The organism is Plantibacter sp. VKM Ac-2885 (assembly GCF_015351205.1).
GTDB classification, from domain to species: Bacteria; Actinomycetota; Actinomycetes; order Actinomycetales; family Microbacteriaceae; genus Plantibacter; species Plantibacter auratus.
On the sequence record NZ_JADKSK010000001.1, the window covers coordinates 1,133,073 to 1,152,423 of the forward strand.

The 19,351-nt window shown below is 71.0% G+C and carries 16 protein-coding genes; 6 read left to right on the forward strand and 10 right to left on the reverse strand.

The genetic code is table 11. The features are described 5' to 3' along the window. Positions 1 to 797: 797 nt before the first annotated feature. Positions 798 to 2,486 carry a histidine ammonia-lyase gene (hutH, locus tag ITJ66_RS05515; RefSeq protein ID WP_228501499.1) on the reverse strand — a complete coding sequence of 563 codons (1,689 nt, stop codon included), beginning with the start codon at positions 2,484 to 2,486 and terminating at the stop codon, positions 798 to 800. A gap of 45 nt (positions 2,487 to 2,531) precedes the next feature. Between hutH and ITJ66_RS05520 the strand changes: the two genes are divergently transcribed. Then, complete coding sequence (locus ITJ66_RS05520) at positions 2,532 to 3,284, forward strand: IclR family transcriptional regulator (RefSeq protein WP_079705092.1); 753 nt, start codon at positions 2,532 to 2,534, stop codon at positions 3,282 to 3,284. Positions 3,285 to 3,334: 50 nt separating this feature from the next. Here ITJ66_RS05520 and ITJ66_RS05525 read toward each other — a convergent pair whose 3' ends face one another. After that, complete coding sequence (locus ITJ66_RS05525) at positions 3,335 to 3,817, reverse strand: hypothetical protein (protein ID WP_064294230.1); 483 nt, start codon at positions 3,815 to 3,817, stop codon at positions 3,335 to 3,337. Positions 3,818 to 3,916: 99 nt separating this feature from the next. Between ITJ66_RS05525 and ITJ66_RS05530 the strand changes: the two genes are divergently transcribed. Then, positions 3,917 to 4,885 carry an AraC family transcriptional regulator gene (locus ITJ66_RS05530; protein ID WP_192018751.1) on the forward strand — a complete coding sequence of 323 codons (969 nt, stop codon included), beginning with the start codon at positions 3,917 to 3,919 and terminating at the stop codon, positions 4,883 to 4,885. A gap of 26 nt (positions 4,886 to 4,911) precedes the next feature. Here ITJ66_RS05530 and ITJ66_RS05535 read toward each other — a convergent pair whose 3' ends face one another. Beyond that, positions 4,912 to 5,526 carry an antibiotic biosynthesis monooxygenase gene (locus ITJ66_RS05535; protein WP_191940512.1) on the reverse strand — a complete coding sequence of 205 codons (615 nt, stop codon included), beginning with the start codon at positions 5,524 to 5,526 and terminating at the stop codon, positions 4,912 to 4,914. Between the two features lie 65 nt (positions 5,527 to 5,591). On the opposite strand from ITJ66_RS05535, the gene ITJ66_RS05540 reads away from it, so the two are divergent. After that, complete coding sequence (locus tag ITJ66_RS05540) at positions 5,592 to 6,077, forward strand: NUDIX domain-containing protein (protein WP_071262396.1); 486 nt, start codon at positions 5,592 to 5,594, stop codon at positions 6,075 to 6,077. Between the two features lie 54 nt (positions 6,078 to 6,131). Here ITJ66_RS05540 and ITJ66_RS05545 read toward each other — a convergent pair whose 3' ends face one another. Then, positions 6,132 to 7,988, reverse strand: coding sequence for a glycoside hydrolase family 15 protein (locus tag ITJ66_RS05545; protein ID WP_228501758.1), 1,857 nt, complete (start codon positions 7,986 to 7,988; stop codon positions 6,132 to 6,134). A gap of 244 nt (positions 7,989 to 8,232) precedes the next feature. On the opposite strand from ITJ66_RS05545, the gene ITJ66_RS05550 reads away from it, so the two are divergent. Continuing rightward, the gene (locus ITJ66_RS05550; protein WP_194643888.1) at positions 8,233 to 10,608 is read left to right on the forward strand and encodes a DEAD/DEAH box helicase; all 2,376 of its coding nucleotides are present in this window, start codon (positions 8,233 to 8,235) and stop codon (positions 10,606 to 10,608) included. 56 nt (positions 10,609 to 10,664) lie between these two features. Here the strand turns inward: ITJ66_RS05550 and ITJ66_RS05555 are convergent, their stop codons facing one another. Next, positions 10,665 to 12,182, reverse strand: a complete 1,518-nt coding sequence (locus tag ITJ66_RS05555) for a carboxylesterase/lipase family protein (protein ID WP_194643890.1) — start codon at positions 12,180 to 12,182, stop codon at positions 10,665 to 10,667. 67 nt (positions 12,183 to 12,249) lie between these two features. Here ITJ66_RS05555 and ITJ66_RS05560 point away from each other — a divergent pair, with 67 nt between their 5' ends. Further along, entirely contained in the window at positions 12,250 to 12,672 is a 423-nt protein-coding gene (locus ITJ66_RS05560; RefSeq protein ID WP_192018748.1) for a GNAT family acetyltransferase, read from the forward strand. A 68-nt stretch (positions 12,673 to 12,740) separates the two neighbouring features. Here the strand turns inward: ITJ66_RS05560 and ITJ66_RS05565 are convergent, their stop codons facing one another. The 5 genes from ITJ66_RS05565 to ITJ66_RS05585 all read right to left on the reverse strand — a co-directional run bounded on the left by ITJ66_RS05565 (position 12,741) and on the right by ITJ66_RS05585 (position 18,104). Further along, the gene (locus ITJ66_RS05565) at positions 12,741 to 13,832 is read right to left on the reverse strand and encodes an Rv2578c family radical SAM protein (protein ID WP_194643892.1); all 1,092 of its coding nucleotides are present in this window, start codon (positions 13,830 to 13,832) and stop codon (positions 12,741 to 12,743) included. Positions 13,833 to 13,879: 47 nt separating this feature from the next. Continuing rightward, the gene (locus tag ITJ66_RS05570) at positions 13,880 to 14,710 is read right to left on the reverse strand and encodes an energy-coupling factor transporter transmembrane component T (protein WP_194643894.1); all 831 of its coding nucleotides are present in this window, start codon (positions 14,708 to 14,710) and stop codon (positions 13,880 to 13,882) included. Continuing rightward, entirely contained in the window at positions 14,707 to 16,458 is a 1,752-nt protein-coding gene (locus ITJ66_RS05575; protein ID WP_194643896.1) for an ABC transporter ATP-binding protein, read from the reverse strand. Before ITJ66_RS05575 ends, ITJ66_RS05570 begins: the two co-directional genes overlap by 4 nt. After that, positions 16,459 to 17,040, reverse strand: coding sequence for an ECF transporter S component (locus ITJ66_RS05580; RefSeq protein WP_079705103.1), 582 nt, complete (start codon positions 17,038 to 17,040; stop codon positions 16,459 to 16,461). Positions 17,041 to 17,153: 113 nt separating this feature from the next. Continuing rightward, entirely contained in the window at positions 17,154 to 18,104 is a 951-nt protein-coding gene (locus tag ITJ66_RS05585) for a pirin family protein (RefSeq protein WP_194643898.1), read from the reverse strand. Between the two features lie 118 nt (positions 18,105 to 18,222). Here ITJ66_RS05585 and ITJ66_RS05590 point away from each other — a divergent pair, with 118 nt between their 5' ends. Next, on the forward strand, positions 18,223 to 19,341 hold the full coding sequence (locus tag ITJ66_RS05590) for an AI-2E family transporter (RefSeq protein ID WP_194643900.1): 1,119 nt from the start codon (positions 18,223 to 18,225) through the stop codon (positions 19,339 to 19,341). Positions 19,342 to 19,351: the final 10 nt, after the last annotated feature.

Sequence of the window (19,351 nt, forward strand, 5' to 3'; positions counted from 1 at the left end):
GCCATGGTCGGCGCCGGTGGCGGAAGCGCTGCAACCGCGCCGAGCGCGCCTGACGCATCCGTTCCGTCGGATTCTGTGGACGTGACTCCGGTCGACGTGGCTCCAGATGCCGCCGCTCCCGCTGACGCGGAACCGGCGGAGGAGGCCCCGATCGATTCGGTCCCTGCCGACGCCGATCCTGCCGATGCGGCTCCCACGGACTCGGATGCGGCACCCGAGCCGCAGGTCGCTGCGCCGAGTGAGCCGACGGTGGATCGACCGATGACGCGGCCCGCCGCGCACGAGGTGCACGAAGCCCACGAGGTGCACGGGGCGCATGTGGCGACGGGTGACGAGCTGCCGCGCACCGAGGCGATCACCCTTCCCGACGCGGTCTCAGAAGCCCCTGCGGACGAGGTCGTGCATTCCGGCGAGCACGCCGCACCGGCGGTGCAGCCTGAGCCGGAAGCGAAGGCTGAGCCGGACGAGCAGGCTGAGGCGGTCGCTGAGCCTGAACCGGCTCTGGAGACTGACCCGACGGCGGAATCCGAGCTCCCGGCTGAGTCTGAGCGAGCTGCTGAGTCCATGCCGACGACCGACGCCGAGTCGACGCCCGATGCTGAGCCGACGCCTGACGCCGATACGGCACCCGGGACCGAGCCGTCTTCGGGCACCGAACGACCGAAGCGTCGCCGCGCGCAGTGGCCGTGATCGACCACCTGCCGCTCGGTCGCTGAGCTGCGGCTCGAGCCGTTCGACACGAAGCCCTCGGGATGGCCGTCACCGGCGCCCGAGGGCTTCGTCGTGTGACGCCCGACTCAGCGGAGATCGCCGACCGCGCCGGTGACCGCCCGCAGGACCTCGCCCGACTGCACCAGCGCGGTGACCGCCTCGATCTCGGGGGAGAGGAACCGGTCGGGACCGGGACCCGTGACCTGCTCACGCACCCGGCGGAGTACCGCCCCGGTGCCGACGGCCGGCTCGAGCGGGCCGCGCAGGTCGAGGCCACGGGCTGCCGTCATGACCTCGATCGCCAGCACCCGGGTGAGACCGTCGATCGCCCGACGGAGCTTCCGCGCCGCCGCCCAGCCCATCGAGACGTGGTCCTCCTGCATCGCGGAGGACGGAATCGAGTCGACGGACGCCGGGTGCGCCAGGCGTTTCAGCTCGCTCACGATGCCGGCCGCCGTGTACTGGGCGATCATGAGGCCCGAGTCGACACCGACCTCGTGTGCGAGGAACGGCGGGAGGCCGTTGCTCCGGCTCCGGTCCAGGAAACGGTCGGTGCGGCGCTCCGACATGGACGCGACATCGGCGACGGCGATCGCGAGGAAGTCGAGCACGTAGGCGACCGGGGCGCCGTGGAAGTTCCCGTTCGACTCGACGCGTCCGTCCGGCGTGAGGACCGGGTTGTCGACGGCACTCGCGAGCTCCCGCTCGGCGACCGTCGCGGCGTGGTCGACGGTGTCCCTGGCGGCACCGTGCACCTGCGGGGCACAGCGCAGTGAGTAGGCGTCCTGCACCCGGGTGCACTCAGGGCCCCGGTGGCTCGCGACGATCGGGGAGCCGTCGAGCAGCAACCGCAGGTTCGCGGCGCTCTCGGCCTGACCCGACTGCGGGCGCAGGGCCTGCAGGTCGGCGGCGAACACGGCGTCCGTGCCGAGCAGGCCCTCGACGCTCATCGCCGCGGCGACGTCGGCGGTGCGCAGGAGCATGCGCAGGTCGTCCACGGCGAGCGCGAGCATCCCCAGCATGCCGTCGGTGCCGTTGATGAGCGCGAGCCCCTCCTTCTCGGCGAGCTGTACCGGCTGGAGGCCGGCGTCCGCAAGCGCGTCCGTCGCGGGGCGCACGCGACCGGACACGTCGGTCACCTCGCCCTCGCCCATCACCGCCAGCGCGCAGTGTGCGAGGGGCGCGAGGTCGCCGGAGCAGCCGAGCGACCCGTACTCGCGCACGACCGGGGTGATGTCGGCGTTCAGCATCGCCGCGTAGGCGCGGACCGTCTCCACCCGCACCCCGGTGCGGCCCGTCATGAGCGTCGAGAGGCGCAGCGTCATGAGAGAACGCACGACCTCCCGCTCGACGACCTCGCCGCTGCCGGCGGCGTGCGAGCGGACGAGACTCGCCTGCAACTGCGCGCGGCGCGCCGGCTCGATGAACGTGGTCGCGAGCGCACCGAACCCGGTCGAGATCCCGTAGTGGGGCTCGGGGTCGGAGGCGAGCGCCTCGATGATCCGACGGGATGCGGCGACACCGTCGAGGGCCGCGCCGTCGAGGTCGATCCGTGCACCGTGCCGGGCGACGGCGACGACCTCGTCGATCGACAGCGGCCCGGCGCCGAGGGAGACCGAGGTCGGGCCGGCGGGTTCGGGATGCGAGCGACCGGAGGTCGTCGGGTCGCTGGTGGTCGGGGTCGCGCCGGGCTGGATGTCCATGTTCCGATGGAACACCCGGACGCCGATCGCGGCGGTGCGCGTAGAGTCGTCCGTGTCTGGGATGACAGACATGGACGACCAGGCGGCCGCGTCCGAGCCGCGGAGACGAGGTCAGCGGTGAGTCAGGTCCCGGCAGCCGACGCCACCCTTCGTGTGCTGAGCCATCTCGCCGGCGCCCGCGGCCCGCTTCCGGCCGCGGCGATCGCCTCGGCACTCGACCTGCCGAGATCGACGGTCTACCACCTCCTCAGCGTGCTGCAGGAGCACGGCTTCGTGGTCCACCTGCCCGAAGCCCGTCGCTACGGGCTCGGGGTCGCCGCCTTCGAACTCTCCGGTGGTTACGCGCGCCAGGAGCCGCTCAGCATGCTCGGGCGCCCGTTGCTCGCCGAGCTGGTCGACCGGGTGGGTGAGAGCGCGCATCTCGCCGTGCTGCACGGCCGGGACGTGCTCTACATCGTGGATGAGCGCGCCCCGCGTCGGCCGCACCTCGTCACCGATGTCGGTGTGCGCCTCCCGGCTCACCTGACCGCCAGCGGCTGCGCGATCCTCGCCGCGCTCCCGGCCGGCCAGCTGCGCGCCCTGTTCCCCGACCAGGCGGCGTTCGTCGACCGCACCGGCCACGGGCCGAAGCGGTACCGGGAGCTCCGTCAGGTCCTGGCCCAGACGACCCAGGACGGCTATGCGCGCGAGGCCGGCGGGGTGACGCTCGGTCTCGCGAGTGTCGGGGTGGTCGTCCGCGACCACACGGGGTGGCCGGCGGCGGCGATCGCGGTCACCTACGACGCCGATGCCGGGCTCGATCCGGCGTGGTTGGCCCGCGAGATCCACCCGGCGGCGGCCGAGCTGTCGCGGCGGATCCGGGGTCGCTGAGCGCTCGGCGGAGCGGGCGGGCGGGCGGTGCGGCGGCTCCGGAACCGTGGTCAGGCGACCGAGCGCAGGATGAGCTCGAGCAGGGCGGTCGCGTAAGCGTCGGGCGCCGTCGCGGCGCTGAACCGTCGCAGTTCGCCGCCGAGCTCGACCACGACGGTGTACGCCTCGGCGTCGCCCAACGACAGGAGGACGTCGAGTTCGTCGTCGAGTGTCGGCTCGCCGTCGGTCGGCGCAGCCGGGGACACCGCGCGTTCGAGCGACCGGAACGAGCCGCGCAGCAGGGCACGCAGCTGGTGTTCCGACGGCAGCCAGAGCGTCTCCTCCTGATCGACGGAGTCCAACGCCCACTCGGTCGTGCCGTTGAAGCCGAAACTGCGGCCACCCGGGTGCTCGTGCACCTCGACGGTCATCTCGCTCACCGTGAACACGTCGCCGGCGAGCTCACCGCCGTCGATGGTGAAGCGGTCGCCGGGTTCGGGAGTCCAGCGCAGGCCGGCGGTGCGGAGCGCTCGGGCGAGGTCAGCGGAGATCATCAGTCCAGTATCGCCGACCACTGTGCGATGCGGCTGGCAACCCCTCGATTCGGGCGGAACCCTGTGCGAGGGTGGAGGATCTCTTCGAAGGGTCCGATGATGCCCGCACCTGATGATGGCCTCTCCGGTCGCTTCCCTGCGCGCGGCCGCGTCACCACACGACGGTTCGAGGGTGCGACCGGGATGCACGAGGTGTCGGGCGCGCTCCGATTCGTGGACGTGGACCCCGATCGGTTCTCGATGACCGTCGACTCGGTCATGCTCGGCGAGTACGTCGTCCATCGCAACACCGTCGGCCCCGGGACGTTCGACCTCGTCGCCGACGCCTACGGGCTCGATGAGCCGGTCGCGACGATCGTGATGCTCATCGAGGGCGCCGCCAGCCTGGTCCACGGCCGACAGCAACTCGACCTGCTCCCCGGGACCGGGACGCTCACGGAGGGTGCCGAGACGTACCGGACGACGATCCACGACCACGCGACCTATCTGTACGTGTTCGTTCCGATGCGTGCGCTCCGCCGCCTCGGCATCACCCCGACGAGTGCCCTCGGCCCGCTGGCGCCGTCGCCGCTGCTGCGGGGGAGCGCCGCATTCCTCGTGGAGGTCATCTCCGCGTTCGAACCGATCGGCGGCGCCGCGCAGCTCAGGCTCTGCCGGGTGATCGACACGATGCTCGCGACTCTCTACGCGGAGAACGACCTGTTCCGGGCCGAGGGTGAAGCCGGACGCGTTCCACTCCGGCTCCGGATCATCGAGCACATCGCCGCGTCCTTCGCCGAGCGGGAGTTGCGACCGGAGACGCTGGCGCGTCGCTTCAACATGTCGACGAGGTCTCTGCAACGGGTGTTCGAGGGCTCGGGCACGAGCGCCGCGGGCGAGATCGCCGAGCGGCGGGTGCAGCTCGCGCTCGCCCTCCTCTCGGACCCCGATCACCGGGGCCTGTCGATCGCCGAGGTCGCGACCCGATGCGGCTACCACTCGCAGGCGCACCTCCGTCGAGCGGTCGTCGCGCACACCGGTCTCAGCCCGAGCCAGTTCCGGGAGCAGACGAAGGCGGAGGACGCCTGACGTCGCAGCGTCGTCAGGCCGCCGGATCAGCCTGCGGTGCGCCCGCTTCGTCGCGGAGCCGTCAACCAGGGCCGCAGCAGCCTCGTGACGAGCGGCAGGAGCCAGTAGGTCATGATCGGCGTCAGGACGAGCGTCGAGATGAGCACATGGAGGAACACACCGAGCGGCTCCCAACCGGGCACGAGCGCCGTGACGAGGAGGGTGAAGACGAGGTTGAGCGGGAAGAAGCCCAACCAGATGCTCACCGCCTGCTTCCAGCGCGGCGGCGCGGGCGGGATCGGATCCGGGTCGCCGGAGAGCTCGGCCTCCTCGACGCGGAGGATGCCGTCCGGTGCGTCGAACCACCCTTCGATCCCGCTGCGCCGCTCGACGCGGGACTGCTCCATGAACTCGCGGCCGCTCGACAGCCACCAGGCGCGTTCCTTCGACTCCTCCCAGTCGGTCAGCGTCTGTTCGTCCGCGAAGCGGTACAGCATGTACCAGACGTCGCTCTCGGCACCCGCGCGCACCCAGCCGGAGCCGAGGAAGCCGGGGTACCGGTTCGCCAGGTTGATGCCCGCCTGGACCCAGATGGTGGCCTCGGAGATCGACGCCGGGTTGACGCGTCGCTCGATCGAGACGGTGATGGGATCGTGTTCCATACGCCCAGTAGACCGCACTCGTGTTTCGATCTCGTGTCCCGGTGCCGCCCCCGTAGAGTCGAGGCATGGCGACTCCTGACTTCGTACTGGCCCTCCGCGAGCGGATCGGGCACGCGCCCCTCTGGTTGACGGGGGTGACCGCGGTGGTCCTGCGCGGTCTCGGGACACCCGAGGCCGAGGTCCTGCTCGTCCGGCGCCAGGACAACGGGGCGTGGACGCCGGTCACGGGCATCATCGACCCGGGTGAGGAGCCCGCGGTGGCGGCGGAGCGCGAGGTCCTCGAGGAGGCTGCCGTGGTCGCGGTCGCCGAGCGTCTCGCCCAGGTGCAGGTGCTCCCGCAGAACGTCTACGACAACGGCGACATCACGCAGTACATCGACCTCGTGTTCCGATGCCGCTACGAGTCGGGCGAGCCCTATCCGGCGGACGGCGAGAACTCCGAGGCGCGGTGGTTCCCGCTCGACGCCCTGCCCGAGCAGGTCTCGCAGAACTTCCGTACGCGCATCGCGCTCGCCGCCTCCGACGAGCGCGAGGCCCGCTTCACCCGCTGACGTCCCTCCACCTGCCCGCGAACTGTCACTTGAGGCTCGTTCCGGGGCCTGTGACTAGCGTTTGGTGACAGTTCGCGGGCTGGAGGGGGTGGCTGCGGCGATGGCGTCGGCGGCTCGGACGAGGGTGAGGTGCGAGAGCGCCTGCGGGGTGTTGCCGACCTGCCGCGCCTGCTGCACGTCGTACTCCTCGGACAGCAGGCCCAGGTCGTTGCGGAAGGACAGCAGCCGGTCCATCAGCTCGCGGGCGTCGTCGAGTCGGCCCGAGGCCGCGTACTGCTGCACGAGCCAGAACGAGCACGCGAGGAACGGGTGCTCGTCGCCCGGCAGACCGTCGACCCCGCTCGTGGTGCGGTAGCGCAGGAGCAGACCGTCCTGGAGGAGGTCCTCCTCGATGGCGGCCACCGTCGCGAGCATGCGCGGGTCGTCGGGCGCCACGTAGCCGATCTGCGCGAGGACGAGCAGCGACGCGTCGACCTCGGTCGTCCCGGCGTGCTGGACGTAGCACCCGCGTGCATGGTCGACGTTCTCGCGCTCGATCGTCTCGCGGAGGGTCTCGCGGAGGGCCTCCCAGCGTTCGACGGGCCCGTCCAGGCCGTGCTCGCGGACCGCGCGGACACCGCGGTCGAGCGCCGCCCAGATCATGGCGCGCGAGTGGGTGAAGTGCTGCTCGTCGCCCCGCACCTCCCAGATGCCGCGGTCGGGACGGTTCCAGTGCTCCTCGAGGACGCCGAGCAGCGCGCGCTGGAGACTCCACGAGAAGTCGTCGTCCGGGAGACCGACCGAGCGCGCCTCGTCGAGGGCGATCATCACGGACCCGAAGACGTCGCCCTGGTACTGCGTGTAGGCGCCGTTGCCGACGCGCACGGGGGCGGCGCCGAGGTAGCCGGGGAGGCTGTCGAGCTCCTCCTCCACGAGGTGGCGTTCGCCGGCGAGGCCGTACATGATCTGCAGGTCGTTCGGATCACCGGCGATCGCCCGGAGGAGCCACCTGCGCCAGTCGTGCGCCTCCTCGGTGAAGCCGTGCTGCATGAGGGCTTCGAGGGTCAGCGAGGCGTCGCGCAGCCAGACGTAGCGGTAGTCCCAGTTGCGGACGCCCCCGAACGACTCCGGCAGGCTCGTGGTCGCGGCGGCGACGATGCCCCCGGTGTCCTCATGCGTGAGGGCACGGAGGACGAGTAGCGACCGCACGACCGCCTCCTCGTACTCGTCGGCGGGATCGCAGCGGGACGCCCAGTCGCGCCACCAGGCGATCGTGTGGTCGATGCGCGGGCCGACGTCGACCGGGTCCGGTACCTCGCGGTGCGAGGGGTACCAGGTGAGGGTGAGGTCGACGGTGTCGCCCGCGGAGACCTCGACGGTCGCCGAGTGGGCGTGATCGGACGCCGTCAGGTGCACACCGCGGACCACGACGGCGTCGGGGCCGGCGACCGCGACGATCCCGGAGCCGTCCGGGAGCTGCCGCACCCACGGGATCGCGTCGGCGTACCCGAAGCGGAGGCGCACCTCGACGTCGACCGCGACGGTGCCGCTGAGCCCCTCGACCCGGCGGACCACATCCGCCCGGCGGTCGCCGTGGGGCATGAGGTCGGTCACGCGCACCTGCCCGTCGGGGGTCGTCCAGACGGTCTCGAGGACGAAGGTGTCGTCGAGGTAGGCGCGGCTCGCCGTCGCCCGCGCGTCGGCGGGCCGGACCATCCAGCAGCCGTGGTCCTCGGTGCCGAGCAGTGCGCCGAACATCGAGGGCGAGTCGAACCGGGGGAGGCACAGCCAGTCGATGCTGCCTTCCGACGACACGAGCGCGGCGGTGTGGCAATCACCGATGAGGGCGTAATCCTCGATGGGGCTGGGCATGCACCCATGCTGCCACGCCGCCGCGGGCCTGCCTGGGAGCCATGCTCCGTGACTTCTCAGGGTGGATCGGGTAACGTAGGTGAGTCGGCTCTAGACACCGCGTTTGTACCGCGGAGGGTTATGTCAGTCTGGTGGGCCGGTTTCGTCGGAGAGAACTCCGCGAACACACACATGATGTGGACGGCCCCGGCCAGTGATCGCCCGGGTATGAGCATGCCGCAGCGCAGCCGAGGTTTCGGATGGCGCTGTGTGAGTCATGCAGGTTGTTCATGCGAACGAGTTATAACCCGGAAAGCATTTCTCCATGCCCAAGAACAACACCCCCGCCGGCAAACGCCCGGCCAAGAACTTCGACCCCAAGTCCAAGTACGGCGAGAACAAGCGGCCTTTCGGCTCACGCCCAGGCGCGAAGTCCGGCAGCAAGAGCGAAGGCCACCGCGGCTACCGTCCCGACGCCGGTGGAGCGCCGCAGAAGTCACGCTGGAACGCAGACGAGCGTGCCGAGCGCGCCGCCCGCTTCGAGTCGGAGGAGCGCGGCGACCGCGCACCCCGCGGCGACCGCAATGAGCGTCCTGCGTACAACCGTGGTGGCGACCGGAACGAGCGTCCCGCGTACAACCGTGGTGGCGACCGCAACGAGCGCCCTGCGTACAACCGTGGTGGCGACCGCAACGAGCGCCCCGCCTACAACCGTGGCGAGAGGACTGAGCGTCCTTCGTACGGTGACCGGAACGAGCGTCCTGCGTACAACCGCGGTGGCGACCGGAACGAGCGCCCGTCCTACAACCGTGGCGAGCGGTCCGAGCGTCCGTCCTACGGTGACCGGAACGAGCGTCCTGCGTACAACCGTGGCGAGCGGTCCGAGCGTCCCTCCTACGGTGACCGGAACGAGCGTCCTGCGTACAACCGTGGTGAGCGGTCCGAGCGTCCCTCGTACGGCGACCGGAACGACCGCCCGGCCTCGAACCGTGGTGGCGACCGCACCGAGCGTCCGGCGTACAACCGTGGCGAGCGGTCCGAGCGTCCCTCGTACGGCGACCGGAACGACCGTCCCGCGAACAACCGTGGTGGCGACCGCAACGAGCGCCCGGCCTACAACCGGGGTGAGCGCACGGAGCGTCCCTCGTACGGTGACCGCACCGAGCGTCCCGCGTACAACCGTGGCGAGCGGTCCGAGCGTCCCTCCTACGGTGACCGCACCGAGCGTCCCTCCTACGGTGACCGCCCGGCCCGTCAGGGTGACCCGCGTCAGGCGAACCGCACCGACCGCCCCGCGCGTTCCTACGACGACCGTCCGAAGCGTTCCTTCGAGGAGCGCCCGGCGCGTTCGTACGACGACCGCCCCAAGCGGTCCTTCGACGACCGCCCGAAGCGCTCGTTCGACGACCGCGGCGCGTCCGACGCCGGCCGTGGCAGCGACTACTACCCGAAGCGCGACGCCGGCTCCTACACGCCCCAGGACGATGTGGTGCTCGAGCGCCTCGAGGCCGACGCGATCCAGGCCGGCGACGTCGAGGGTGTGACCTTCGAGAGCCTCGGCCTCGGCGGCAACATCGTCCGTGCACTGGCCGAGCTCGGCGCCGACAGCCCGTTCCCGATCCAGGCGGCGACCATTCCGGATGTCATCGCGGGCCGCGACGTGCTCGGCCGTGGCCGCACCGGCTCCGGCAAGACCATCGCCTTCGGTGCCCCGCTCGTCGAGAAGCTCATGGAGAACGGCGGCGGCAAGAACCGCAAGCCGGGTCGCAAGCCCCGCGCCCTCATCCTCGCCCCGACGCGTGAGCTCGCCCTGCAGATCGACCGCACCGTGCAGCCCATCGCGCGCGCCGTCGGCCTCTTCACCACCCAGATCTACGGCGGTGTCCCGCAGGGTCGCCAGGTCGGCGCACTGCAGCGCGGCGTCGACATCATCGTCGGCACGCCCGGTCGCATCGAGGACCTCATCGAGCAGGGTCGCCTCGACCTCTCGCAGGTCACGGTGACCGTCCTCGACGAGGCCGACCACATGTGCGACCTCGGCTTCCTCGAGCCCGTGCAGCGCATCCTGCGTCGCACCGCGCCCGATGGCCAGAAGCTCCTCTTCTCCGCCACCCTCGACAAGGGTGTCGCAGCCCTCGTCAACGAGTTCCTCCCGAACCCGTCGGTGCACGAGGTCGCCGGTGAGGACCAGGCCTCCTCCACGATCGATCACCGCGTGCTGGTGGTGGAGCACAAGGGCAAGGACCGCCTCATCGAGGAGCTCGTCAACCGCACCGAGAAGACCCTCGTGTTCGCTCGCACCCGGGCCTACGCCGAGCGTCTCGCGGAGCAGCTCGGCATGGCGGGCATCCCCGCCGTCTCGCTCCACGGCGACCTCAACCAGGCGCGCCGCACGCGCAACCTGGAGAAGCTCACCTCGGGTCGGGTCAACGTGCTCGTCGCCACCGACGTCGCCGCCCGCGGCATCCACGTCGACGACATCACGCTCGTCGTGCAGGCCGACGCCCCGGACGAGTACAAGACGTACCTGCACCGTGCCGGCCGCACCGGTCGTGCCGGCAAGATCGGTCGCGTCGTCACGATCATCCCCAAGGCCCGTCGCCGCCGGATGACCGAACTGCTCGACCGCGCTGAGATCGAGGCCGCGTTCGACGACGCCGCCCCCGGCGACCAGCTCGTCGAGGACATCGCCACCGCGTAGTCCGCACCGCATCAGGAACGCCCGCCGAGCTCACGCTCGGCGGGCGTTCTCGCGTGTCAGGGGGTGAGGGCAGCCCGCTCGTCGTCGCGCGGCGCGAGGACGACGGCGTCGTCGACCCCGTCGAAGGTCCGGACCGGACGGGTGGCGTCCCAACGCTGCCAGCCCGGGTCCCCTGTCTTCGCGAACGCGACCCAGGCGTCGTGCATCGCGGTCGCGAGCGACTGCGGGGCGGACGGGCCCGCCATGCGGACCGCCTCCGGGGAGTCGAGGTGGTCGAAGACGAAGCCGATCTCCATCGCGTGGGCCGCACCGAGCTCTCCCTCGCCGTCCCCGCCGACCGGGCTCCGCCAGGCGAACTCGTACACCCAGGTGTCCGAGCCGTTGTCGGCGCGTGCGTCCGCCAGTTGATTGAGTGGGACGCGGAGCAGGATGTCGGTGGCGATCGCCCCGAGGATCTCGCCGGACTTCGCTTTCGGACGGCTGCGGCGGAAGGTCCGCACGGCCGACGCACTGACTCCGAAGCGCAGTCGCGCCGCGAACAGTTGGAGGCGCGTGATCCGCCGGGCGATGCCGGTCGGGACGAGGAACAGTCGGTGCTCCTCCGTCGTCGTCCCGATGAGCACGGGTATGTCGGCGGAGCCGCCCGACACCAGGGCGTCCAGCGGACTCAGCGGCGCGAGTGGCGACGACGTCGTGATCGAGAATCCCGGACCACCGGTCAGCGGGTTGCCTCCGCCCATCACCCGTTCCTGGGCCCCGACGAGTCCCTCGGGCGGCACACGGCGGAAGCCGGCCCTGGTGGCCGGCACGCCGAGGTCCTTGGCCATGAGCTTCGAGATCCGGCCGGAGCGCTCTCGGGGTTCCGAGCGCAGCGGGCCGCTCTGGATGATCGCCCGTCGCATCACGGACGAGGCGTCCGGGTGCGCGAGGAGTGCCGCGACCGAGGCCCCGCCCGCGGATTCGCCGAAGACGGTGACGTTGTCGGGGTCACCGCCGAAGCGGGCGATCTCGTCCTGCACCCACGTCAACGCCGCGAGTTGGTCGGCGAGACCGAGGTTCAGCGGGACGTCGTCGAGCACCGAGAACCCCTCGGACCCGAGGCGGTAGTTGATGGAGACGAGGACGACGCCGTCGCGAGCGAACGCGGTGCCGTCGTAGGAGTCGAGCGCGTTGGAGCCGTGCACGAGCGAGCCACCGTGGATCCACGCCATGACCGGGAGCGGGGTGTCCGACCGCTCGGCCGGGGTCCAGACGTTGAGGTTCAGGATCTCGTTGCCCGGCACCGTCACCGTGGCGAGCAGTTCGCCGACCGCGCCGGTGTAGGGCGGCTGCGGGGCGGTCGCGCCGGGGCGGGTCGCATCGCGGGCGTCCTCCCAGGGGACGACCGGCTGTGGGAGTCGGAAGCGGTCGTCGCCGAACGGTGCTGCCGCGTAGGGGACACCGAGGAATCGGGAGACACCCGCTTCGGTGACCCCGGTGATCGGGCCGCTGCCGATGGTGACGGTGACCGGCGTCGATCCGCCATGCGCAGGGATCGGTTCGCCGGTCGGTTCCAGGCCAGGGTCGATGCTCATACGGGTCCGTTCGTCGATGCTCGGGTGACCAACTGTATCGACGCCCCGGGTGCGGAAGACTGGGCTGATGCAGATTCGTCCCTTCACGCCTTCCGACACCGAGGCCGTCATCGCGCTCTGGCACACCGTGGGGCTCACCCGGCCTTGGAACGACCCGGCGAAGGACATCGAGCGCAAGTCGACGACGCAGCCCGAGCTGTTCCTCATAGCCACCGACGGCGATGGCGCCCTCATCGGCACCGCGATGGTGGGGTACGACGGCCACCGCGGGTGGGTGCACTACCTGGCCGTGTCGCCGGCCCAGCAGGGCGGTGGGCTCGGGCGGGAGCTCATGGCCGAAGCCGAACGCCTGCTCATCGAACTCGGGTGCCCGAAGATCAACCTCATGGTCCGGACCGGCAACGACCGGGTGATCGGGTTCTACGAGGCGCTCGGGTACGGCACCGACGAGGTCGCGCTGCTGAGCAAGCGGCTCATCCCCGACGCCTGACGCCGGTTCGTTCGCCCATTCTTGGGCGAGGGAGTCCTCGTTCGCCCAAGAATGGGCGAACGAACGGGTCAGAAGAGGGTCGGCTGGACCTGCAGGCCGGTCGTGACGAACTCCGGGACGCGCTTGCGCAGCTCGGCCCGCTCGCCGTACCCGTCGCGCAACATGCCGAGCGCCGACGAGCGGACACCCCCGGTGGCGGGGTCTTCGGTGCCGCGCTCGAGCCCGTGCTCGCGGATCATCGGGCGGATGCGCGCGGCCAGCCACTTCCGGTACTCCTTCGGGGCGTAGGCGCCGTCGGCGTACATCGAGGTGTACCGGTCGACGAGCTCGGGGTGCTCTCGCGACAGCCACTGCATGAACCAGGGTTTGACGCCGGCCTTCAGGTACAGGGTCGAGAAGAGGACGGTGCTCGCGCCCGCCTCGCGGATGCGCGACAGGGCGAGGTCGAGGTGGTCGACGGTGTCGGTCAGGTAGGGGAGGATCGGCATCATGAAGACCCCGACGTCGAAGCCGAGGTCGGCAGCCGCGCGGACGGTCGCGAGTCTGGCCGCCGCCGTCGGGGTGCCGGGCTCGATCGACTGCTGCAGCTCGTCGTCGTAGATGGCGATCGACATGGCGAGGTCGACCGGTACGCGCTGAGCGACCTCGGCCAGGAGTGGCAGGTCTCGCCGGAGCAGCGTGCCCTTCGTCAGGATCGAGAACGGGGTTCCCGAGTCGGCGAGGGCGTTGATGATCCCCGGCATGAGCCGGTACTTGCCCTCGGCGCGCTGATACGGGTCAGTGTTCGTGCCGAGTGCCACCGGGTGCCTGCCCCAGCTCGCCTTCGCGAGCTCCTTCTCGAGGACCTCGGCGACGTTCACCTTGACGATGAGCTGCGAGTCGAAGTCCTTCCCGGCATCGAGGTCCAAGTACGAATGCGTCGGTCGTGCGAAGCAGTACACGCACGCATGCGAGCATCCCCGATAGGGGTTGATGGTCCACCCGAACGGCATCACGGACTGGCCGGGCACGCGGTTGAGCGCCGACTTCGCGAGCACCTCGTGGAAGGTGATCCCGGCGAACTCCGGCGTCTGGACGCTGCGCACGAGGTTGTTCAGCTTCGCGAGGCCCGGCAGCGCCGACGTCGCCTCAACCCCGAGTTCCTGTCCGCTCCACCGCATACCTCCATTAGAACATATGTTCGAGTCCTGCGGGTGACTCCGGACGATCAGTTCCGGATGACGGGGCCCGGACCCGCGGCGAGACTCAACCACAGGAGGGCGGCGCTCACGAGCCAGAAGGCGACCATGAAGCACCAGTCGCGGGTGCGGAAGGGGATGCGGGTCCGCTCCGTGCGCTGCGGATGGGCGCCGAACGCGCGGGAGTCCATGGCGAGCGCGACCCGCTCCGCGTGACGGATGGCACCGGCCAGCAGTGGCACGACGGTGCCGGCGGCGCGGCGGACGGCGGCGATCGGTCCGCGACCTTCGGCCATGCCGCGGACCCGGTGGGCGGAACGGATCACCTCCAGCTCGTGCCCGAACCGCGGCACGAACCGGTAGGCGGCGAGCGCCGTGTACCCGATCCGGTAGGGCACGTGCAGCTGCTGGATCATCGCGCGGACGAACTCCGGGCCGGTCGAGGTGAGGCCGCCGATGCAGGCGAGGACGAGGAGGGCCGCGAGCCGCAGTGCCGTCGCGAGGCCGACGAGCAGCGCCCCGAGGAAGAACCGGTAGTCGCCGACCTGGAACAGCAGGACGGACTGGTCGACGCGGCTCGGGTCGGTCCACAGGCCGAAGCTGAACGACATGATCGCGACGATGAGCGGCAGCGCCACGAAGAGCAGGAGGGCGACCGTCCGCGTCAGGCGGGCCCCGACGAGGATGACGACGACCGCGAGGGCGATGAACAGCGCCGGCGTCACTGGATCTCTCGTGAACGCGAGCAGGATCATCACCGGGAGCGGAGCACCGAGCTTCGCGAGCGGGTTCAACCGGTACAGGAATCGACCGGCCGGTGCCGTGCCCGAGGCGTACGGGTCGATCGTCGAGGCGCTCATCGGGCGGCCGCCCCGGGCAGGTCGTCGAGTCTCGACAGATGCCGCCAGTCGGGGTGGTTCGCCAGCGAGCGCATCGCCTGGGCGAGCGGTGGTGGCCGGAGCCCCGCGCGGTGCAGGAGCTCGTCGTCGCCGAGGACCGCGGCAGTCGTGTCGTGGGCGAGCAGGTGACCGCCGGCCATCACCGCGACGTGACTCGCGTGATCGGCGACGAGCTGGAGGTCGTGGGTCACGACGAGGACCGTGGTGCCCTGCGCGTTGAGTCCGGCGAGGAGGTCCAGGAGCTCGTTCGCCCGCGCCCGGTCCTGACCGAAGGTCGGCTCGTCGAGCGCGAGCACCGGAGCTCCGGCGATGAGGGCGCTCCCGACGGACAGCCGGCGCTTCTGGCCGCCGGACAGGAGGAACGGGTGCACGTCGCGTGCGGATTCCAGGCCGAACCGCCGCAGCAGGTCGTCGACGCGCCGCTCGATCCCGGCATCATCGACGCCCCGGATCCGCAGGCCGTGCGCGAGTTCGTCGTGGACGGTGTGGGCGATGAACTGGTGCTCGGGGTTCTGGAAGACGAATCCGATGTGTGCCGCGATCGTCCGGACGTCGCTGCGCCCCGGGTCGATCCCGCCGACGTCGATACGGCCGCGGGGAGGCCGGACCACCCCGGCGATCGCCTGGAGCAGGGTCGTCTTGCCGGCACCGTTCGTCCCGATCACCGCGAGGAAGTCGCCCGTCCCGACCTCGAGGCTCACCTCGTGGAGGATCGGGGTGCGCCGGCGGCCCCGACCGCGTTCGACGCTGAGCCGGTCGACGCGGACCGCGACCGGTCCCTCGGCGGTGACCGGCGCGACGGCTACCGTCGGCGGCGGCGTCGGCAGCGCGATCGCGTCGAGTGCGGCGGTCAACTCGGCGGGTGTCAGGGGGAGGTCCGGCAACGCGACACCGGCCGACCGCAGACGCAGCGCGGCGAGCGTCGCGACGGGAAGCCAGACACCCATGGCGAGGAGCTCGTCGAGGTGTCCGAGCAGGACGTCGCGGGTCGGGCCGTCGAAGGCGAGCCGCCCGTCGCGATCGAGGACGACGACCCGGTCGACGAGGTCGATGGCGGCGTCGAGGTTGTGCTCGACGAGCAGGATCGCGTGCCGCTTCCCGGCGCCGTCCGGTCCGGAGACGAGTGAACGGAGGGCGGCGTAGACCTCCTCGATCCCGGCCGGATCGAGGTTCGCCGTCGGCTCGTCGAGGACGAGGAGGTCGCTCCCCATGGCCAGGGCGCAGGCGATCGCGAGTCGCTGTCGGCCTCCGCCCGAGAGTCGGTCGGGGTTCTCGGTCCGGCGCTCCCAGAGACCGACCTGCCGAAGTGCCCGTTCAGCGCGGGACAGCACCTCCTCGACGGGGAGCAGGAGGTTCTCCGGGCCGAAGCACACCTCGTCGAGGACCGTTCCGGTGACGATCTGCGCGTCGGGGTCCTGGAACACCATCGCCACGTGCTCGCTCAACTGCGCGACCGTCGAGGTGGCCGTGTCGAGCCCGCCGGTGATCACGGCACCCTCGAACTCGGCCGGGACGGCGTGGGGGACGAGGCCGTTGAGGGCTAGGGCGAGCGTCGACTTCCCCGAGCCGCTCGGCCCGAGCAGGAGCACCACCTCACCGGGTGCGACCTGGAACGACACGTCGTCCGGGGTCCACTCCTCGCGCTCGTCGTGACGGATGCGCACCCGCCGGACGACGGTGGCGGGGTGCGTCGTCGGTACGGGGTCCACTCAGGCCCGCGTGCCGGCCGAGCCGCGGTCGCGCTGCAGGGGTTTCGCGATGGACCGACCCACACCGGCTCTTGCGAGCGCCGCTGCGACCGCCCGCCCGAGCGCGGTGAAGGCGATCGGGCTGAGCACGAAGAGTGCGATGTAGACCGTCTGGGCGAGGGGCGCGAAGTGCTCGATTCCGAGGACGACGAGCACGGAGCCACCGAAGACGAGTCCCGCGATGCCCGCTGCCAGATAGAAGACCCAGGCCCTCCAGACGCGGTAACGCGACACGGCGAAGGGGATCTCCTGCAGGAGCCCGATCGCGAGACCGGTGCCGAAGTAGCGGAAGAACCACTGCGGGCTGAACGCCGCGGAGACGAGGCCGGCGGTGAGCCCGGTCATGAGGGCCACGCCACCTCGTCGGAGGAGCGCCTGCGAGACGACGCCCGGCAGGAAGTACACGCCGATGATGAGGCCGTAGAGCACGGGGGCGGTCGCGGAGATCGTGCCGCCGACGTACCCGGAGACGACGAAGACGAGGCCGCCGCCGACGCCGATGGCGGCGCAGGTCAGCAGCAGTCGCGTACTCAGACGTTGCATGAGCCCACCTTCACGAGCAGCCGATCTCCTGAGGACAGCCTATCCTTTATCAGCCCGTCGAGACGCCGACGGACACCGCTCGGAACGGGGTCCGGAGCGCCCGATCCCGGCGGTCAGATCGAGCGTCGGCGCGGGGTCAGACGGACGTTCGGCAACGGCGGCGCCGGGATGCGGTCCGTACCGTGGCCGGCGACCGAACCGAAGCGCGGCGACCCCGCCTCCCAGTCCTCCCGGGCGGACTCGATGTCCTCGTGAGTGCGACCGACGAAGTTCCACCACATGACCAGCTCCTCCGGGAACGGCGTCCCTCCGAGGAGCACGAAACGGGCACCGGTCGCGCTCCGGAGCTCGAGTCGATCGCACCCGGGCGCCAGGTAGAGCAACGGGCCGGAGCCGAGTTCGACGCCGCCGACCTCGAGCGCCCCGTCGAGCACCAGCACGCCGTGCTCGAAGGACGGATCCACCGGCACCTCGACGACGGTGTCGGCCTCGAGCGTCACGTCGGCACCGAGCAGGGGCGAGTGGACGGTCGCGGTCGACGTCACGCCGCCCAGCGTGCCGACGAGGACGGTCGCCTCAAAGCCTGGAGCGCGGTGGACGGGCAGGTCCGTGTGCTGCTCGAACGCCGCCGGCACCGAGGCGGCGGTCTCCGGGAGCGCCACCCACAGCTGGAGGCCGTGCATCGCGGCCGCCTCCTCGCCCACCGAGAACTCGGAGTGCGACACGCCTCGACCGCTCGTCATGAGGTTGAGCTCGCCCGGGCGGACGACCACGTCGCTGCCCACGCTGTCGCGGTGGCGGATGTCGCCGACCAGCGGCCACGTCACGGTCTGCAGGCCGGTGTGCGGATGCGGCAGCACGCGCATCAGCGAGCGGTCCTCGTCGAAGCGGTCGAGGAAGCACCAGGCGCCGATCATCGGCAGCTCGCGCTGCGGGAGGGTGCGATGGACGCTCAGGCCGCGGACGCCGCCGAGGGGGACCTCGCGGGCCTCGAGGAGTCTCGTCCCGGATCCATCAGGTGCGTGGCAGACGCTGGGGACCGGGTCGGCGTCGAGTCTCGTCATGAGCGCCTCCTTATCACGGACAACGCTACTCCCGCTCGGCCTGACCTCGGCCCGCACCGACGTGGTTGACTGGGCGCGGGGCCCGTCCGGCTCCGCCGCTGCCGAGATTGGGGATCCCATGGGCCTGTTCGACAAGCATGAGGACGCACCGGAGCCGCTCGCCCGCGGCCTCTGGCACGACCGCATCGGCACGTTCGCGACCCGGAGCATCCAGACGCTCGCCATCGTCTCGGTCGCCGCGCTGATCGTCTTCGCGCTGACCCAGCTCTCGCTCGTGATGATCCCCGTCGTCATCGCGCTCATCCTCGCCTCGGCGATCTACCCGCTCATGCGGTGGATGCGGTCGAAGGGACTCCCCTCGATCCTCGCCACCTGGATCGCCCTCATCTCGATCCTCGTCGTCCTCGGCGGCATCGGATGGCTCATCGTCTGGGCCGTCCGCAGCCAGTGGAAGGACCTCGTCGACTCGGCCTCGCAGGGCTTCGGGCAGCTCCAGGACTGGCTCGGCACCCTGCCGTTCGACATCGACGAGAAACAGATCGAGGAGGGCAAGCAGACCGCGGTCGACTTCCTCACCTCGAGCCAGTTCGGCAGCGGGGCGCTCGCCGGCGTCTCCGCCACGGCGAGCTTCCTCACCGGCCTGGTCCTCATGGTCGTCGTCCTCTTCTTCTTCCTCAAGGACGGGCCGCGGCTCTGGGAGTTCCTGCTCCGCCCCTTCACCGGAACCGCGTACGACCGCGCCAAGCGCATCGGCGGCAAGACGGTGGACACCCTCGGCGGGTACGTGCGCGGCACCGCCACGATCGCGGCCGTCGATGCGATCGGCATCGGCATCGGCCTCGCGATCATCGGGGTCCCGCTCGCGCTCCCGCTCAGCGTCATCGTGTTCCTGACCGCCTTCATCCCGATCGTCGGTGCGACCGCCGCCGGCATCCTCGCGGCCCTCGTCGCACTCGTCGCCAACGGTCCGGTCGCCGCCCTGATCGTCGTCGGCATCGTCGTGCTCGTGAACCAGCTCGAGGGCAACTTCCTCCAGCCCGTCGTCATGGCACGCTCGCTCAAGCTGCACGCCCTCGTCGTCCTCCTCGCCCTGACCGCCGGCACCATCCTCGGCGGCATCGTCGGCGCGGTCCTCGCCGTCCCGATCGCCGCGGTCGCGTGGGGCATCATCGGCGTCTGGAACGGTCCGGACCAGCCGGCCGAGCCCATGCGGCAGAAGCGACCCGAGTCCGTCTGAGCGAGGCCGT

Coding starts and splice junctions, on each gene's coding strand:
- hutH (WP_228501499.1), bottom strand. CDS start 2,486: ATGTCTGTCATCCCAGACACGGACGACTCTACGCGCACCGCCGCGATC.
- ITJ66_RS05525 (WP_064294230.1), bottom strand. CDS start 3,817: ATGATCTCCGCTGACCTCGCCCGAGCGCTCCGCACCGCCGGCCTGCGC.
- ITJ66_RS05530 (WP_192018751.1), top strand. CDS start 3,917: ATGCCCGCACCTGATGATGGCCTCTCCGGTCGCTTCCCTGCGCGCGGC.
- ITJ66_RS05535 (WP_191940512.1), bottom strand. CDS start 5,526: ATGGAACACGATCCCATCACCGTCTCGATCGAGCGACGCGTCAACCCG.
- ITJ66_RS05540 (WP_071262396.1), top strand. CDS start 5,592: ATGGCGACTCCTGACTTCGTACTGGCCCTCCGCGAGCGGATCGGGCAC.
- ITJ66_RS05550 (WP_194643888.1), top strand. CDS start 8,233: ATGCCCAAGAACAACACCCCCGCCGGCAAACGCCCGGCCAAGAACTTC.
- ITJ66_RS05555 (WP_194643890.1), bottom strand. CDS start 12,182: ATGAGCATCGACCCTGGCCTGGAACCGACCGGCGAACCGATCCCTGCG.
- ITJ66_RS05560 (WP_192018748.1), top strand. CDS start 12,250: ATGCAGATTCGTCCCTTCACGCCTTCCGACACCGAGGCCGTCATCGCG.
- ITJ66_RS05565 (WP_194643892.1), bottom strand. CDS start 13,832: ATGCGGTGGAGCGGACAGGAACTCGGGGTTGAGGCGACGTCGGCGCTG.
- ITJ66_RS05570 (WP_194643894.1), bottom strand. CDS start 14,710: ATGAGCGCCTCGACGATCGACCCGTACGCCTCGGGCACGGCACCGGCC.
- ITJ66_RS05580 (WP_079705103.1), bottom strand. CDS start 17,040: ATGCAACGTCTGAGTACGCGACTGCTGCTGACCTGCGCCGCCATCGGC.
- ITJ66_RS05585 (WP_194643898.1), bottom strand. CDS start 18,104: ATGACGAGACTCGACGCCGACCCGGTCCCCAGCGTCTGCCACGCACCT.
- ITJ66_RS05590 (WP_194643900.1), top strand. CDS start 18,223: ATGGGCCTGTTCGACAAGCATGAGGACGCACCGGAGCCGCTCGCCCGC.